The sequence below is a fragment of the Cryobacterium sp. MDB2-A-1 genome, from assembly GCF_004402675.1.
GTDB lineage: Bacteria > Actinomycetota > Actinomycetes > Actinomycetales > Microbacteriaceae > Cryobacterium > Cryobacterium glucosi.
On record NZ_SOFK01000010.1, the window covers coordinates 13,561 to 27,290 of the forward strand.

At 62.5% G+C, this 13,730-nt stretch carries 21 protein-coding genes; 15 read left to right on the forward strand and 6 right to left on the reverse strand.

All coding sequences use genetic code 11. The features are described from left to right. Positions 1–403: 403 nt before the first annotated feature. A complete protein-coding gene (locus tag E3O39_RS18845; protein WP_134446431.1) occupies positions 404–616 on the forward strand; it encodes a hypothetical protein in 213 nt (70 codons plus the stop codon). Between the two features lie 257 nt (positions 617–873). Here E3O39_RS18845 and E3O39_RS01350 read toward each other — a convergent pair whose 3' ends face one another. After that, positions 874–1,170 (reverse strand): hypothetical protein, encoded by a 297-nt coding sequence (locus E3O39_RS01350; RefSeq protein WP_134446432.1) that lies wholly within the window; start codon positions 1,168–1,170, stop codon positions 874–876. Positions 1,171–1,821: 651 nt separating this feature from the next. Between E3O39_RS01350 and E3O39_RS01355 the strand changes: the two genes are divergently transcribed. Continuing rightward, complete coding sequence (locus E3O39_RS01355) at positions 1,822–2,202, forward strand: VOC family protein (RefSeq protein ID WP_134446433.1); 381 nt, start codon at positions 1,822–1,824, stop codon at positions 2,200–2,202. Positions 2,203–2,269: 67 nt separating this feature from the next. Here the strand turns inward: E3O39_RS01355 and E3O39_RS01360 are convergent, their stop codons facing one another. Then, positions 2,270–2,728, reverse strand: a complete 459-nt coding sequence (locus E3O39_RS01360; protein ID WP_134446434.1) for a MarR family winged helix-turn-helix transcriptional regulator — start codon at positions 2,726–2,728, stop codon at positions 2,270–2,272. A gap of 61 nt (positions 2,729–2,789) precedes the next feature. Between E3O39_RS01360 and E3O39_RS19370 the strand changes: the two genes are divergently transcribed. From E3O39_RS19370 to E3O39_RS19375, 10 genes are all read left to right on the forward strand, one after another. Further along, positions 2,790–3,662, forward strand: a complete 873-nt coding sequence (locus E3O39_RS19370) for an NmrA family NAD(P)-binding protein (protein ID WP_135100962.1) — start codon at positions 2,790–2,792, stop codon at positions 3,660–3,662. Beyond that, positions 3,659–4,237, forward strand: a complete 579-nt coding sequence (locus E3O39_RS01375; protein ID WP_241984938.1) for a uracil-DNA glycosylase family protein — start codon at positions 3,659–3,661, stop codon at positions 4,235–4,237. The genes E3O39_RS19370 and E3O39_RS01375 overlap by 4 nt, the downstream gene beginning before the upstream one ends. Positions 4,238–4,294: 57 nt before the next feature. Then, positions 4,295–4,468: an SDR family oxidoreductase gene (locus E3O39_RS01380; protein ID WP_134446437.1), complete on the forward strand. Its 174-nt coding sequence runs from the start codon at positions 4,295–4,297 to the stop codon at positions 4,466–4,468. Positions 4,469–4,882: 414 nt separating this feature from the next. After that, the gene (locus tag E3O39_RS01385) at positions 4,883–5,161 is read left to right on the forward strand and encodes a hypothetical protein (RefSeq protein ID WP_134446438.1); all 279 of its coding nucleotides are present in this window, start codon (positions 4,883–4,885) and stop codon (positions 5,159–5,161) included. 81 nt (positions 5,162–5,242) lie between these two features. Continuing rightward, positions 5,243–5,446, forward strand: coding sequence for a ribbon-helix-helix protein, CopG family (locus E3O39_RS01390; protein ID WP_174774583.1), 204 nt, complete (start codon positions 5,243–5,245; stop codon positions 5,444–5,446). Continuing rightward, positions 5,443–5,820, forward strand: coding sequence for a type II toxin-antitoxin system death-on-curing family toxin (locus E3O39_RS01395; RefSeq protein WP_134446439.1), 378 nt, complete (start codon positions 5,443–5,445; stop codon positions 5,818–5,820). Before E3O39_RS01390 ends, E3O39_RS01395 begins: the two co-directional genes overlap by 4 nt. A 133-nt stretch (positions 5,821–5,953) precedes the next feature. Continuing rightward, positions 5,954–6,706 (forward strand): HD-GYP domain-containing protein, encoded by a 753-nt coding sequence (locus E3O39_RS01400; RefSeq protein WP_134446440.1) that lies wholly within the window; start codon positions 5,954–5,956, stop codon positions 6,704–6,706. Positions 6,707–6,825: 119 nt separating this feature from the next. Next, the gene (locus E3O39_RS01405; protein ID WP_134446441.1) at positions 6,826–7,260 is read left to right on the forward strand and encodes a nuclear transport factor 2 family protein; all 435 of its coding nucleotides are present in this window, start codon (positions 6,826–6,828) and stop codon (positions 7,258–7,260) included. A gap of 209 nt (positions 7,261–7,469) precedes the next feature. Next, on the forward strand, positions 7,470–7,688 hold the full coding sequence (locus tag E3O39_RS01410) for a hypothetical protein (RefSeq protein ID WP_198413350.1): 219 nt from the start codon (positions 7,470–7,472) through the stop codon (positions 7,686–7,688). Between the two features lie 3 nt (positions 7,689–7,691). Then, the gene (locus E3O39_RS19375) at positions 7,692–8,249 is read left to right on the forward strand and encodes a putative immunity protein (RefSeq protein WP_134446442.1); all 558 of its coding nucleotides are present in this window, start codon (positions 7,692–7,694) and stop codon (positions 8,247–8,249) included. 173 nt (positions 8,250–8,422) lie between these two features. Here the strand turns inward: E3O39_RS19375 and E3O39_RS19380 are convergent, their stop codons facing one another. Next, positions 8,423–9,199, reverse strand: a complete 777-nt coding sequence (locus E3O39_RS19380) for a GNAT family N-acetyltransferase (protein ID WP_241984939.1) — start codon at positions 9,197–9,199, stop codon at positions 8,423–8,425. Positions 9,200–9,502: 303 nt separating this feature from the next. Between E3O39_RS19380 and E3O39_RS01425 the strand changes: the two genes are divergently transcribed. After that, positions 9,503–9,865, forward strand: a complete 363-nt coding sequence (locus E3O39_RS01425; RefSeq protein ID WP_134446613.1) for a DUF2200 domain-containing protein — start codon at positions 9,503–9,505, stop codon at positions 9,863–9,865. Between the two features lie 8 nt (positions 9,866–9,873). Here E3O39_RS01425 and E3O39_RS01430 read toward each other — a convergent pair whose 3' ends face one another. The 3 genes from E3O39_RS01430 to E3O39_RS01440 form a co-directional block, all read right to left on the reverse strand. Beyond that, positions 9,874–10,659: an isocitrate lyase/phosphoenolpyruvate mutase family protein gene (locus E3O39_RS01430; protein WP_134446444.1), complete on the reverse strand. Its 786-nt coding sequence runs from the start codon at positions 10,657–10,659 to the stop codon at positions 9,874–9,876. An 84-nt stretch (positions 10,660–10,743) separates the two neighbouring features. Next, the gene (locus tag E3O39_RS01435; RefSeq protein ID WP_198413351.1) at positions 10,744–11,292 is read right to left on the reverse strand and encodes an NADPH-dependent FMN reductase; all 549 of its coding nucleotides are present in this window, start codon (positions 11,290–11,292) and stop codon (positions 10,744–10,746) included. Positions 11,293–11,377: 85 nt separating this feature from the next. Next, positions 11,378–11,980, reverse strand: a complete 603-nt coding sequence (locus E3O39_RS01440) for a CGNR zinc finger domain-containing protein (RefSeq protein WP_198413352.1) — start codon at positions 11,978–11,980, stop codon at positions 11,378–11,380. A gap of 123 nt (positions 11,981–12,103) precedes the next feature. On the opposite strand from E3O39_RS01440, the gene E3O39_RS01445 reads away from it, so the two are divergent. Both E3O39_RS01445 and E3O39_RS01450 read left to right on the forward strand, forming a co-directional pair. After that, positions 12,104–12,652: a carboxymuconolactone decarboxylase family protein gene (locus E3O39_RS01445; RefSeq protein WP_134446447.1), complete on the forward strand. Its 549-nt coding sequence runs from the start codon at positions 12,104–12,106 to the stop codon at positions 12,650–12,652. Positions 12,653–12,675: 23 nt separating this feature from the next. Further along, positions 12,676–13,617, forward strand: coding sequence for a pyridoxamine 5'-phosphate oxidase family protein (locus E3O39_RS01450; RefSeq protein ID WP_241984940.1), 942 nt, complete (start codon positions 12,676–12,678; stop codon positions 13,615–13,617). Positions 13,618–13,730 lie beyond the last annotated feature (113 nt).

Here is a 13,730-nt window from a genome sequence, read left to right on the forward strand (position 1 = left end):
TGCCGCTCAAGCGGTTTTAGACACCACATCGTGCGCATAGAGAGGCTACCCAAGCCGCATCGATGGTCGGTCTCGGTCAGTCAGTCTCGGCGACCTCTGGATGAGCGGCAGCGTACCCAGCGTGACGACGGTGCCCCTGGAGGCCGTCATGGGTATCTTCATCCAACGAGCGCCATCGAGCGGGCAGCATCAACGCGGCCGCCCCTCCTTGCGACACGTGGGCGGCGATGAGGATGTCGATGGACGCATCTGTCCGCGCTCACACCCTCCTGGAATGCGCAGGAAGTCTAATAGGACCCGTGCGCCGCATGGCTTGTCTCGGTGGTCGGGACCGGCAAGAATGTGGCCGAACGGAGTTACTTAGTCGACGCCGACGTAGGGCCTGACGGAAATGAGGAGCGAAATGAACAGACAAGATGGCCTTCCGCCCAAAGATCCCCGAGTCACCAGCGAGGCAGTCGCCGAACCGGATGAAAAGGGTGAGTACACCGACGTGGATCCGGACCTGGATTCAGTGAGCGCTGACACCGACAACGTCTCCGATAGCAATGGGCCCGCGAAGCCCGGGGACGGGTCCGATGAAGGGGAGTACACCGACAGCGACGAGCCGGACTGACAAATCTCACCGTGCCGGCAGTGGAAATGGAAGTGTCGCGAAGTCGGGCTAGGTTCGCAGAGCCCAGCAGTGACCCAGGAACGCGGACGATTTCGTCATCACTTTTAGCCGGATCTCGGTGTCCATCCGAGTCATCGATGCCGTCGTTGGCTAAATGCCTAGGCTCTCGTAGCGAGGTCTGTGTTCGCGCGCACGACAAACGGCGGATTCTTCAGCGTCGGCATCTGGCCGCTAATAGCAAGCATGTGTCCGGACGTCTAGTTCGAGCCCGCGCCGAAGTGATGGTCGGCGAAAACGAATTCCTTGGCCAGCCAACTGTAGAACGGGTTCACCGTGTCATTGTCGATTTGGGCGGGCAGGGCCGGGTAGTCGCCCATCGCGTAGTGCACCCAGCTGTTGCGATCGTGAGGTTGATCGAAGTTCGGTCCCGCCGTCAAGAGGTTGCCGCGGTTCTCGACCAGGGCGCCCGAGGCTGACAGGGTTGGGAAGTAGAAATCGTTGGTCTTGTTCTCCTGCAGGAACACGATCACTCGATGCGCCGCTACTGCACCCATGTCATGCCCTCCCTAGTTGAGCGTCACCGATTGGCGCCGGAGACAGGAAAACACGCATGGCGTCAGGTCGCTACAACAACAAGGTGAATTCTTCTGGCCAGATCAAGATCCATTGCCGACACCGAGCGCGCGAGGCCGTGGTCTTTCTGTGCGCTGCTATCGCGATACTTTCCGCTCGACGAGCAGCCGTCGAGCGATATCGCGCTGCGACACGTATCGGAGTGGGTGTTTCCGCGGCGTTCGAGCCAAGCTGGAACAGTGCCAAGTAAATAGCGTTTGCTGTCGGTTTCGTGTGCATCACGCTCGGGCCCGGCAGGCCCCATTTCCTCCCCCGCTATATCGCCAGCGGTTTCCAAAAAAAAGTAGTCCAGTCGCGCAGAACTGTATCTGTCTTCAGCTGGCGTTAGTAGAAGCGTTCAGGACCACCCGACCAAGTCCTGCCTGCCTGTATCTCAGGACGCTAATCCGGTGCATGATGACGCTGACAGACGCCATCAACATTGCCGGACTGTCGGTCCGGCCCAGACGCGCACTGATGAAAGGGCTGCCCGGAAACCGGACAGTGCCGAAGGACAAAGGCGGCCCGGTCCGGCGTGGTGCCGAATCCGTCGGGGAAAGCAAGCCGTTCTAAAACCACAAGGAGTGATAAGCATGCTGAAGGAAAATGAGGTCTTCGCGGTCCTTCCAGCGAAGGACATGGCCCGGGCTAGAAGCTTCTATCGGGACAAGCTAGGGCTTGAGCCCGCGGACGTCATGGACGAGGAGAACGTCCAATATCGATGCGGGAACGGAACGACTTTCCTGCTGTACAAGACCGACAATGCGGGTACGGCCCAGAACACGCAGGTCGGCTGGAGAACCGACGACATTAATGCTGAGGTGGCAGATCTTCAAAGTCGCGGCATTGTCTTCGAAGAATACGATTTTCCAGGGCTCAAGACGGAGAACGGCGTCGCAACGACCCCAGTCGGGAAAGCAGCGTGGTTCATAGATAGCGAGGGCAACATTCTCAACATCTTCCAACGCCCATAGCCCCGACGCCGTGCCTCACTTGATGGGCCTGCAGTGTCCCGCGGGAATCGGCAGACGCCCTCAGGTGTCAGGATCCTCCGAAATGCGACGATGGCGTGGTGGCTGTCGCGCGGGAGAACTGGTCGAGCAGAGCGGCAAAAACGGTCACGGTTTGGTCATCCCAGCCTTCCACGGCGTGCCGGAGGAAACCGATTCGGAAGCCCTTCGCGGTCGCGTTCAATTCCTCACCGGCCGGGGTCAGGTCGAGGGCGACACTCCTCGGGTCATCGGGGCTGGGCGTGCGGCGGATGAAACCGGCCGCCTCAGTCGACGCCACGAGCCGGCTCGCAGTGGAGGGTTTCACCGTCAGGTTCGCTGCGATATCGGCGATCCGGGCCCGCTCCCCATTGTCCCTGAGACGTGCAACCGTGTCCGTGACGAGCATGGCCGACAGGTCGACCGTGCTGGTCAGGTGCGCCGGCAGCTCGAGCAGCCGTCGCATTCGGATCAGGGCGGCGTCAATCGTTTCCCAGGGACTCTCGGTCATAGGTGTACTCTACACATATGATCGAACGAAGAGGGAAGTCTGCTCGGGGGAGAGGAACCCGATGGCAGGCGAAGTGATTCTGGTCACGGGCGCGACCGGGAACGTGGGCAGGGTCGTTGTGGAGCGGCTCCTGGCCGCGGGGCGGCCTGTGCGAGCTGCCGGTCGTACCGCTGAGTCCGTTTCCCGGATGTTCGGCGACCGCGTGCAGGCCGTTCCGCTGGACTTCACGGATGAGTCAACCTGGGCCTCGGCGTTCGAGGGGGTTCACAGCATGTTTCTTATGCGTCCGCCGCAGCTCGGGAAGCCGAAGACCCAAATGGTCCCCGCCCTTGACTATGCCCGTGACCACGGCGTCCAGCAGATGGTGTTCCTCTCGCTACAGGGTGCCGAAGGGAACAAGATCGTGCCCCATGCTGCGATCGAGTCGTGGTTGCGCGCCTCGGGCATTTCGTGGACGTTTGTGCGCGCGTCCTTCTTCCATCAAAACCTCACGACCACCCACCTGACCGACATCCGCGATCGGAACGAGATCATGGTTCCCGCCGGCCGGGGCGCGACCGCGTTCGTGGACGCCGAAGACGTTGGCGCGGTGGCCGCGGCCGCACTTCTGGACCCGCTCTCCTATGCCAACGCTGCGTTGACGGTGACCGGAGATGAAGCGCTCACGTATGACCAGATCGCCGGGATCCTCACCCGGGAACTCGGCCGCCCCATCCGTTATGCCCGACCAGGGATGTTTCGCTACGTTCGTCACGCACGCCGCATTTTGGGGATGCCATGGGGGCTGGTCGCCGTCACGACGGCCATCTACACCACCGCCCGGCTCGGACTCGCCGCCGGTCGCACCGAAACCGTCCGCGAAGTCTTGAACCGCGACCCGATCGGCTTCGCCACTTTCGCCCATCGAGAACGCGACATCTGGAACAACACGTGACTATTGAGGAGATCCGGCGGGCCATCAACACGGATCCCGCGAATTCGGACTGGGCGAAGCAAGGCGTGGGGCCTTTGTTCGTTGCTGACCCTGCCGCTCGGATCGTGATCATCGGTCAGGCGCCTGGCCAGAGGGCGCAAGCCTCCGGCATCCCCTGGGACGACGCAAGTGGCGCAAAGCTCATGATGTGGCTGGGTGTGACAGAGACTCAATTCCGAGACCCCGAGCTGTTCGCGATCCTGCCGATGGACTTCTACTACCCCGGCAAAGGCACCAGCGGGGACTTGCCACCCCGAAAAGACTTCGCACCGAGATGGCATCCGCTCATCTTGAGCCAGCTGCCGCGGATTCGTTTGACATTGCTCGTCGGCAAGTACGCGCAAGACCAGTATCTGGTCGGCCGAGCCAAGAGCAACCTCACCGAGAACGTCCGAGCGTTTCGAGAGTACCTGCCCGAGGTGTTTCCCGTGGTGCACCCGTCCCCGCTCAACTTCCGTTGGCAAGCGCGCAATCCATGGTTCGAGGCTGACTTAGTGCCCGCGCTCAGGGCATCGGTCGCTGACGCGATCGGGTAAGCGCCAACGAGTCATCGACGGCGTCCGCGGCGTTTCGGGTCTGCATTGAGCAGATCGATGTCAGGCCTCGTGCCAGATGAAAAGCCGGAGGCGTGGGGATGGGAGCGGTTCACTAGGGGTATCGCCCTGAATCGCCTTGCCGAGGTCGCCGACGTCGCAGGCGTCGTCTCTTTCCTGGCCGGACCCGACTCCAACTACATCACCGGACAATCGATTCTGGTCGACGGTTGAATGGTCTTCAACTAGTCAGGTAAGAATCTCCGCCCCGTGCAAGATCGGGCAGCCGCACGACTTTCAGCGACAGCCTGAGAGAAATGGGGAATTGATGCGTGCACGTTTATTCAACGTTTATTGCCTCGAGACCGGCCGAGGCGGGCCGAGGGGTTGCGATAAAGTATGTTCCAAACATCGCAAGGAACTCTTGATCAGATCGAGATCAGTCAAGATGAGTCTAGGTTTCGAAAGCTGAGTCGCTTGGCCAAGAAGCGCCCAACGCAATCCGTCGGTCCCGGGTTCAAGTCCCGGCCGCCCTACTCCAAAGTATGGTTTGATCAGGTTTTCTTGTCCTCACAGAAGGGGCGAGACTTGATGCATGCAGTCTCTATCCATTGTTTATTCCGAAGTGCCCGCCTACTGACGGCGCTCATGGAGAAGATGCGCGACCGAGTTCGCTCGGTCTGGAGTGACCTCGAACACCTACGGGTGGACATCATCGAGGTGATGCTCGGCACAGCGACACGCGCGCCGCTCAGCAACGCGACGTTCTCTCCACGAGGCCTACAGTTCGCGCCACGGAGTCAGATCGGGATCGCGCTGTTCATTGTCGGGCTGGCAGTGCTCGCATTCGGTGCCGGCTGGATGCTCGGGCAACGTCAAGCGGCGAGCCAGCGACGATTGTCCGATCCGTGCAGGTCAGGCAACTGAAAGGTTCCGCTGCGTGGCCCGCGAGCCCAACCCCTATCGGGACGCTATCGAGAACGGTGTCACGGGTGATACCGTGTGTCCATGCCAATGACCCTTCGCTTGACCGATGACGAGGCGGACGCTCTGCGTCGCCGTGCCGAGTACGAGAGGCGGTCCATGCAGGACATCGCCAAGCAGGCGGTGCGTGAATACGTCGAGAACCACAGCCGACAGGACCTTCTGGGTAGTGTCCTTGACGAGGAGCTCCCGCGCTACGCCGAAGCGCTTGAACGCCTGGGAAAGTGATCTATCTCACCTACGCTGATCTCCTCTACGTCGGGCAGCGGGCCCTCGGAGGAGACATGCCGGTCCGTGACCAGGGGCTGCTTGAGTCGGCGCTGGCCCGTCCGCGCGCGAGCGCATTCGGAAGGGATGCCTACGGAAGCCTCAACGAGAAGGCCGCGGCGCTGACGCACTCCTTGGCCCGCAACCACGGCTTGATTGACGGCAATAAACGCCTGAGTCTCGCTGCTCTGCTCGCTTTCCTCGGTATGAATGGAAGACGGCTGACCTGGTCGAATGATGAGGCCTATGAATTCATCATGGACGTTTCTTCCGGGCGGCTTGACGACGTTTCCGAGATTGCGGAACGCATTGATCTGGGAAGCGAGGAGCGCTGAGACACAGGCGCCGTGGTCGACTCGAGAGTCGTGAAGGCTTCATTCCTCTCGCCGAGGTGTGGGTGACTGTCACTGGAAGTTGAGCCTCTGTCCCAGGGGACCTGCAAAGGCGTATCTGGTCGACTGGTCAGGCATGCCCTACATGCGATTCCTGCTAGGCAACATCGCAAAGGGCGAATCCCTCCCGCAACGGCTCAAGGTGATGGGCACTCTGCTCCGGGATACCCGTGGCCAACTCGCGAGCCTGATCCACTCGCACTGCACCTCGGCAGCTGCCCTGGGCCGGCAGATTGGGCTTTCCGCGGATGTCGAGAACACGCTCGCGTACACCTTCGAGCGATTCGACGGCGAGGGCCTGCCGGCGGCAGTTTCCTGCGACAAGATCCCGATCGAAATGAGAGTCGCCCAGTTCGCGGATGTCGCCGAAGTTCACTACCGGATATCCGGGCTCGACGCCGTGATCGCGATGGCCAGAAGCAGGCGGGGCGGACACCTCGATCCCGACGTCGTCGATGCTGCGCTTGGCTCGCCCGACGAGATCTTTGCGCCCGTGCCCGCCGGTGACTCCTGGAGTGATGCTCTTGGCTATGCACCCGATCGGGAGGTCCGACTCACCGACGAGAGTCTCGACCGGTTGGTGTGCGCGATAGGCGACTTCGTTGACCTCAAGTGCCCCTTCGCCTTCGGCCACTCCCGGCGCGTGGCCACGCTGTCGGCGAAGGCAGGTGAATTGTTGGGACTCGACGCCGGTAACCTCCGAACGCTTCGACGAGTGGGATACGTGCACGACCTCGGCTGTCTGGGCGTCTCCAACCAGGTGTGGTCCAAACCGGGCGAGCTGACTCCGTCAGAGTGGGAGCGCGTTCGCAGCCGGGGCCGCCAATGAACGTCTTGGGATGCGCCTGCCGGAGCACACCGACGCCGTTAGGCACGACGAGCGTGCCGCTTCCTCGGCAGAGGAGCAGAATGCTCGTAGTCGAGTTTCAACGTTGACCGGGAGGAAGAATGAGCGACCTCGATGTGCGCGAATCTTTTCTGCGGGCAATCACAGACAACGATCCGGAGGCCATGCGCGAGGGCCTCGAGCGTTTGTTCGGCCTCACCAAGGAGGGGCTCTCACCTGACGCTGAGTTTCGGCTTCGTGATGAGGCCTACGTGATGGAGATGCCGCAGTCGGGGGAGCGCATCCGTGGACGTGAGGCCATGCGGGCAATGCAGGAGGCTTTTCCTGTTCCCCCCTCGATCACCCTGCGCCGAGTCGTGGGGTCGGGGCAAATCTGGGTCGTCGAGGGGACGAATGACTATGCCGGGGATGTGTGGCACGTGGTGGTCATCCTGGAGTTCGGAGCGGACGGGTCGATCATCCGGGATACCCGCTATTACACGCGAAAGTCGGAGGCACCCGGATGGCGGTCTGAATGGGTGGAGCCCCTCGACTAGATGACTCTGCTCAGGGGTTGTGTCAGTTGTAAGTTCTCACAGAACAGGACACTCCTGGAGCTGCATGAGACCACCTGTTCACTGGAACCCGTGAACCCTAACTGCGGAGTTTCTGTCATTCGCTCCGAGACCTGATCTCGATGGATTCCCCGTTTCCTGGGGAACCTCAACCGGGCGACGTGCGTGTCAGCCGGGGTACGTTGGGAGACGTGACTAGCCGTAGCGGACGCATCGCCCTCATCGCCGTCGGCGTGATCGCTCTGATCCTTGGTGGCGTCTGGACCGGGCAGGGCATGAATCTGATCCCGGGAAGTTTCATGACAGGTAGCCGGATGTGGCTTTCCATCGGGCTCATCCTCGCAATCGTTGGCATCATCCTGATTTGGCTCGGCCTGCGACGGCCGGGGCACGGCCGCACGAGCAGGTGAGACGTGCCTTCCCCGCAGTCACTCAGCGAAGCTGACCGACGCCTCGTCGCAACCTGGGCTGCTGACTGTGCTGAGAGAGTCTTGGTCCATTTCGAAACGGAGGCGCCAACGGACGGCCGGCCACGTGATGCCATCGCTCGTACTCGGGCATTTGCTCAGGGTGATCTTGATACCGCCGGTGAAATTCGCAGGCGCTTCGTTGCTGGTCGGGCCGCGCAGGCAGTGAACTCTCCCTCGGCAGTGGCAGCTGCTCGGGCTGCCGGACAAGCTTCCGGCGTCGCGCACATGGGCGCGCACGCACTCGGCGCAGCCGCATACGCAGCGAAAGCCGCCGGGCTAGCCGCCGCTGATCAGGCGACGGCAGTCTCCGATGAGGTCTCCTGGCAGCTCGAGCACATGAATGCCCAAGTCAGGGCGGCGCTTCGGCAGTTGCCGCCCCTTGGTGAGGATTCCGCGGGCCCACTCGGTTCAGGTCTTCTCGCGTCGGGCATCCTCGGGTCGATCATTCGGAGGATTCAGGCCGCCTTGGGCAGTAGCTCGACAGAGCAGGGTCTCCGGTAGCCGGACGGCCACGGTGACATTTCAGCGCGGAAGTGCGATCGACCAGGACCGATGGATTGGCTGGAAGTTGACGATCGATTCTCTGCCCTGAGTGACATGCACCAAGCGTGAATTGCGGAGGCTCGAGGTTGCCCACATGTGGTGCCGGGGGAGCTGTTGCGACGGGCGAGCGGCTAGAGTCCGATCACGGAGTAGCGGCGTTCGATTCCCGCGGTGGCGTGACCCCACTCGCTGCTGGCGACACGTTCCTGGTGGGCTTCGAAGGCGGATGCGTGCTCAAAGCGCTCTTCAACCTGCCACACCAGGGGATTGCTCGTCCGGGTGACGTTGAACGACAGGCATCCCGGTTCGGCGCGGGTGAGGGCAAGGTGCAGTTGCAGGTATTCCCGGACAGTTTCCGCTTGGTCCTGGGTGCGACAAACAAGCTGCCCGCTGAGGGACACCTCGCCGCCGACTAGCTTCTTCTTCATCTTGAAATTGGTCAGCTGCACGCCGGCCGTCACCGGATGTTGTTCTGCCTCGACGGTGAATCCGGAGCGCTCAAAGAAGGGGCGGGCTGTAATGCTGACGTCAGCTGTCAGCTCTGTCAGCTGCTCCTGGCGCGCGCGGGCCTCCACGTGGCCGATCAGTTGCCGTGCCACCCCGCGTCCCAGGTAGCGAGGGGCGACGAACATCATGTCGATATGTCCCTCAGCGTCCACGTCGGAGAAACCCGCCGGCGCACCATCCACGGTTGCCACACAACTGTTCCGCGCCTGCATCGCCGTATGCCAAGCGGACAGCTCGCGCGCTTCTGGCCGCGCCCACGCCTGAATCTGCTCCCGCGAGTAGTCGGCGGCAGCGGTTTCTGTCACTGCGGCAAGGAAGATCGCTAACGTGTCTGTGGCATCCGCTTGACAATATGGCCGGATGATAACGGCCGGCGTGTCGGCATCTGTGTTCAGATCCACAGGATCAGCATCCCACGTGGACTGTGCATGACCGTGCGGCATTCACTGTGAATCAACGGGGGCAGTCCGCCGTCGTCGATTTGGTCGGTCGGCCGCAGGGTTGAACGATCCGACAAGGCGACCGAGCAGACTTGCTTACCGTCGTCGACCCGCCCGGTCCTGCGGTCGGCGATCGTGCGCCCAAGAATGCTGGTCTGGGTCTTTCGTCACCTGATCGGCGGGCACGGATTGCGCGCAGAGCTCGGCGTCGTTCTGGTTTCGGAGACGATTGACCCTGAGACACCCCTCGCCTACGCTGGCATCGTGTCCAGGATCTTCGGTACCCAGTTCACAGCGGTGTATGCGCTCTACGTGGCGAAGGTGGAGCGCAAGGGCAGGACGAAGATGGAGCTCGATCAGGTGATCATGTGGCTGACCGGATTCGACGACACGACGCTTCGCCGTCACGCCCAGGGTGGAACAACGTTCGAGGAGTTCTTCGCAGAGGCGCCGATGAATCCCAGCGCGTCGCTGATCACCGGTGTGGTGTGCGGCATCCGCGTGGAGACCATCGAGGACCCGCTCATGCAAAAGATTCGCTATCTCGACAAGCTCGTCGACGAGATTGCGAAGGGTAAACCGTTGGAAAAGGTGCTCCGTGCACCCGCCACGACCAGGATGGCCTGAATTTCTGATCAGTTCCCGCTGGCTCGACTGAAAGCCACGAGGCGAGCCTGCATTTCCCAGTAGGACGTCGCGGTCGGTGCCTGACGGTTATCGCGCAGGGCCGTGACAGTGTCCACGGCCCTGTCTATGGCTGCACGGTACGGCAGCGACCCCGAGCTCACACGCTTCACCCCCAGATCGCCGAGCTCGGCCACAGTCAGGGAGGGGTGCGCGAGCACATTGACCGGCAGCGCCACAACCGCGGTGATCCTCCGGATGTCCTCAGGATTCACGAGGCCGGGCACAAAGATTCCGTCGGCCCCGGCGTCGGCATAGGTGCGTGCTCGAAGCAGGACGGCCTCGACAGTCGCGTGCTCGCCGAACCAGAGATTGTCCACCCGCGCATTGACGAAGATGTCGGGGCTGAGGTCTTTGACGGCGCTGATTTTGGCGGCAGCCGTCGATGCATCCACGAGATGCCCATCCCGGCTGTCCTCAAGATTGACGCCGGCCACGCCCAGGACCTCTAGCTCGGCCACAAACTCCGCAACCTCCGCTGGGTCGTCGGAGTAGCCGTCTTCGACGTCCGCTGTGATGTGGACCGACATGCGGCCCAGTCGCGCCGCAAGTGCGACGGTTGCCGCCTTGCTGGACCCGCCACCATCCGGCAGGCCGGCGCTGGCCGCGATGCCAAAGCTCGTCGTGCCGACGGCCGGAAATCCGGCGTCCGCGAATGCCAGGGCCGAGCCGACGTCCCAGGCATTGGGTAGCACGAGCGGTGAGTCACGGTAGTGGAGTTGCCGAAAAGTTGACATCGTTGTTCCCGTCCTGCGCCAGCCGAATCGATGAATTCTCGTCAGCGTACTAGTGGGTGGCGAGCGCGCAAGCCGGTCCGAACGCTAACGCTTCTCGTCGAGTTCTTCCGCGGGCCAATGCTCTTGCATTGTCGCCCACCAGCGGGCCAGTGCTTCGCGTTCCGGCTGCGCCGTGACAGCACCGGCTGCAACCAGGTCCCGCCCGATCGGGAGGTCGATGCACGCTCCATCGAGTACCTGTGCGTCGACATAGCCGAGTACCGATCTCAATGTGGCGAGTGCACCGTGCCCGCGTCCCGGTGAGGCCACGTTGATCCACGCGACCGGCTTCCTGGTCAGAACGCTGCTGCCGACAGTCCAATCCAGAAGATTCTTGAAGCTGCCCGGGAGTGTCCCGGCATACTCTGGCGTGCTGAACACCACCACGTCGGCGTTGTTGATCTGTTGTCGCAACTCCGCGACCGGACCTGGAACCGGGTCGTGGTCATCGTCCGGGTTGAAGGCGGGTAGTGCAGACAAGCCTTGGTACACCAGTGCGATCGAGCCTGCTGGCGCCAGGTCGCGCACCGTGGTCAGCGCCGCGTTGTTGGTTGAAGACTGCCGAGTGCTGCCCGAAACAAGGAGGAGTCTCATATTCGTACTTCCCATACAGGCCACAGGCGGAGGAAAGCAGCCGGAAGGATCATCTCGTCGGCGCATCGTCTCCGGCCCGGGCGCATCAGCGAGCCGTGAGTTCGTGTGCCGTACGCGCGGAGCGTACCGATTGGTAATGCCGCGCAGCGCGAGCGCGGTTGCCGCAAGCGACCGAGCACCATTCCCGTCTGGGGTGTGTCTTCACGAAGTAGAGCACGCATCCGGGCGCGTGGCATGCCCGCAGATTCGAACCGTTTTCGCCCAGCAGGTGCTGGGCGTGGTAGGCGACGTCGGCGAGGCCGGCAACCACCGGAGAAACCGCGGATTCGGGGGAGAGCGCGAGAGCCGCTCCGCTCAGCCGCAGCTGCGGGATCGGACGCTGGTTGGCGGCGGCGTTGATAGTGAGCAGCGCGTCCTCCACGCTCGCCATGGGCGATTCGGCAGTCCGACGATCATCGTCCGTCACGTGGGCTGCCAATCGGCGCACCGCGTCTCGCAGATTCCGTGCCGTCAGGAACTCGTCCCGAGTCGTTGCCGCGCCTGCCCGATCGATGCGGACGGCATCCAGCCAGGCGTCTACGCCTGTCGGTGTCGCGAAGTCGTCGTGAAGGCCCTCCGTGTCTGCCCAGATAGTCGCCATCAGGCGGACCGGCATCGGCTCGTCGGCGAGCGCCCAGCTGCGGTCCAAGCTCCTGTTTCCCATGCGGACAAACTATCACGGAAGAAATCACTTGCATACGTTAGAAAGATCGTGATAGTAATTGTCACGGATGAACATGAGTTCATGCATTAGAAAACGAGGAGAAGAACCATGACTGCCACCATCACTGCTATCGTCCCGATCCAGCCCGAAACCGCGACGGGCGTCGCAAGGGACCTGCTTGACCAGGTCCAGAAGGGACTGGGTCTCGTGCCGAACATGGCCAAGGTCATGGCCAACAGCCCCACCCTGCTGAAGGGTTACCTCGCTCTCTCCACCGCAGTCGGATCCGGCAGCCTTTCTGCTGCGGTGCGCGAGCGCCTCGCTATCTCGACCGCTCAGCTGAACGGTTGCGAGTACTGCCTCTCCGCCCATACCTTCATCGGAGGCAACATCGCCAAGGTCGATGCTGCCGAGCTCGACTCCGCGCGCCGAGCGCAGTCACGTGACCCGCATGTGGCCGCACTGCTGACCCTCTCCAACACTATCGCGGAGAATGCCGGTGACGTCGGCGATGACGCGCTTGGTGCAGCCCGTGCCGCTGGTGTGACCGACGCGGAGATCGGCGAGGTCGTCGCGAACCTCGCGCTGAACATTCTGACCAACTACTTCAACGTGCTCGCTCACGTGGAAAACGACTGGCCTGTCGTCGGGCTGTAATCCTCGACTCGATTCTCCAGGAGATGATGACGATGATCGGGACGCCCCAACTCGCCGACGTCGGCTTTCACGCCGGCGAACTGGCCGTGCAGCGCCAGGCCGGTGTCACAATCGACGCGGCCCGCCTGTCAGGGATGCTCGGGCCTGTCACTCTGACCGCCGGGATGGCCGGGTTTCTCAGCGATCGAACGTTTCTCGTCATCTCCGGGAGGGATCGCTCCGGACGCCTCTGGACGTCCCCGCTGGTCGGCCGTCCCGGTTTCTTGGAGGTGCTGTCCGACACCTCCGTTGCCGTTCATGCCGTGATCCCGCCGGGTGACCCACTCCGCGGGCTGCAGGCCGGTCAGAAGATCGGGATGGTCACGGTTGAATTCGCCACCCGGCGCCGGGTGCGTATCAACGGCGCACTCACGGTGAGCGGCGGCGATCTCCTTGTCGTGGACGTCGAACAGGCCTTCGGCAATTGCCCGCAATATATCCAGCAACGTGTTCTCGTGCCCGATGAGATCGATGGGGCGGGCAGCGAGCACGTCAGACACGGCAGCACGCTCTCGATGGAAGACCGTGAGCTGATCAGTGCCGCCGACACGTTCTTCCTCGGCACAGTGAATCCCGAGCGGGGGTCCGACGCGTCCCATCGTGGCGGTCCGTCCGGGTTCGTCCGCATAGACGGGCACGGGCTGTGGTGGCCCGACTACCAGGGCAACAACCTCTTCAACAGTTTCGGCAACATCACCGTCAACCCCGAAGCCGCCCTGTTGGTCATTGATTTCGCGACCGGCAAGTCGTTGCAGCTATCCGGCACGACCCAGATCGAATGGGGTGAACCCGGTCGGCCCGGAGATGACGGACATACAGGCCGCATTGCTCGCTTCACCCTGCAACGCCTCGTGGCCGGCCAGGTTCTTCCGGTCCGGGAGATCACTCACACCCCTTATCCGCGCAACCTCGCGCTGACCGATTGACAAGGACCGTTCCGTTGACACTGGCGGCCACTCCGCACCTACGCTGCAGCGCAGCTCTGGCGTTCCCTCAACGCCCCGGACGAGTTTTAATCGGACAACCGGAATGTGGCGCG

Coding starts and splice junctions, on each gene's coding strand:
- E3O39_RS01450 (WP_241984940.1), top strand. CDS start 12,676: ATGATGACGATGATCGGGACGCCCCAACTCGCCGACGTCGGCTTTCAC.
- E3O39_RS01350 (WP_134446432.1), bottom strand. CDS start 1,170: ATGGGTGCAGTAGCGGCGCATCGAGTGATCGTGTTCCTGCAGGAGAAC.
- E3O39_RS01430 (WP_134446444.1), bottom strand. CDS start 10,659: ATGTCAACTTTTCGGCAACTCCACTACCGTGACTCACCGCTCGTGCTA.
- E3O39_RS01390 (WP_174774583.1), top strand. CDS start 5,243: ATGCCAATGACCCTTCGCTTGACCGATGACGAGGCGGACGCTCTGCGT.
- E3O39_RS18845 (WP_134446431.1), top strand. CDS start 404: ATGAACAGACAAGATGGCCTTCCGCCCAAAGATCCCCGAGTCACCAGC.
- E3O39_RS01355 (WP_134446433.1), top strand. CDS start 1,822: ATGCTGAAGGAAAATGAGGTCTTCGCGGTCCTTCCAGCGAAGGACATG.
- E3O39_RS01400 (WP_134446440.1), top strand. CDS start 5,954: ATGCCCTACATGCGATTCCTGCTAGGCAACATCGCAAAGGGCGAATCC.
- E3O39_RS19370 (WP_135100962.1), top strand. CDS start 2,790: ATGGCAGGCGAAGTGATTCTGGTCACGGGCGCGACCGGGAACGTGGGC.
- E3O39_RS01445 (WP_134446447.1), top strand. CDS start 12,104: ATGACTGCCACCATCACTGCTATCGTCCCGATCCAGCCCGAAACCGCG.
- E3O39_RS01435 (WP_198413351.1), bottom strand. CDS start 11,292: ATGAGACTCCTCCTTGTTTCGGGCAGCACTCGGCAGTCTTCAACCAAC.
- E3O39_RS01385 (WP_134446438.1), top strand. CDS start 4,883: ATGGAGAAGATGCGCGACCGAGTTCGCTCGGTCTGGAGTGACCTCGAA.
- E3O39_RS01380 (WP_134446437.1), top strand. CDS start 4,295: ATGTCAGGCCTCGTGCCAGATGAAAAGCCGGAGGCGTGGGGATGGGAG.
- E3O39_RS01360 (WP_134446434.1), bottom strand. CDS start 2,728: ATGACCGAGAGTCCCTGGGAAACGATTGACGCCGCCCTGATCCGAATG.
- E3O39_RS01405 (WP_134446441.1), top strand. CDS start 6,826: ATGAGCGACCTCGATGTGCGCGAATCTTTTCTGCGGGCAATCACAGAC.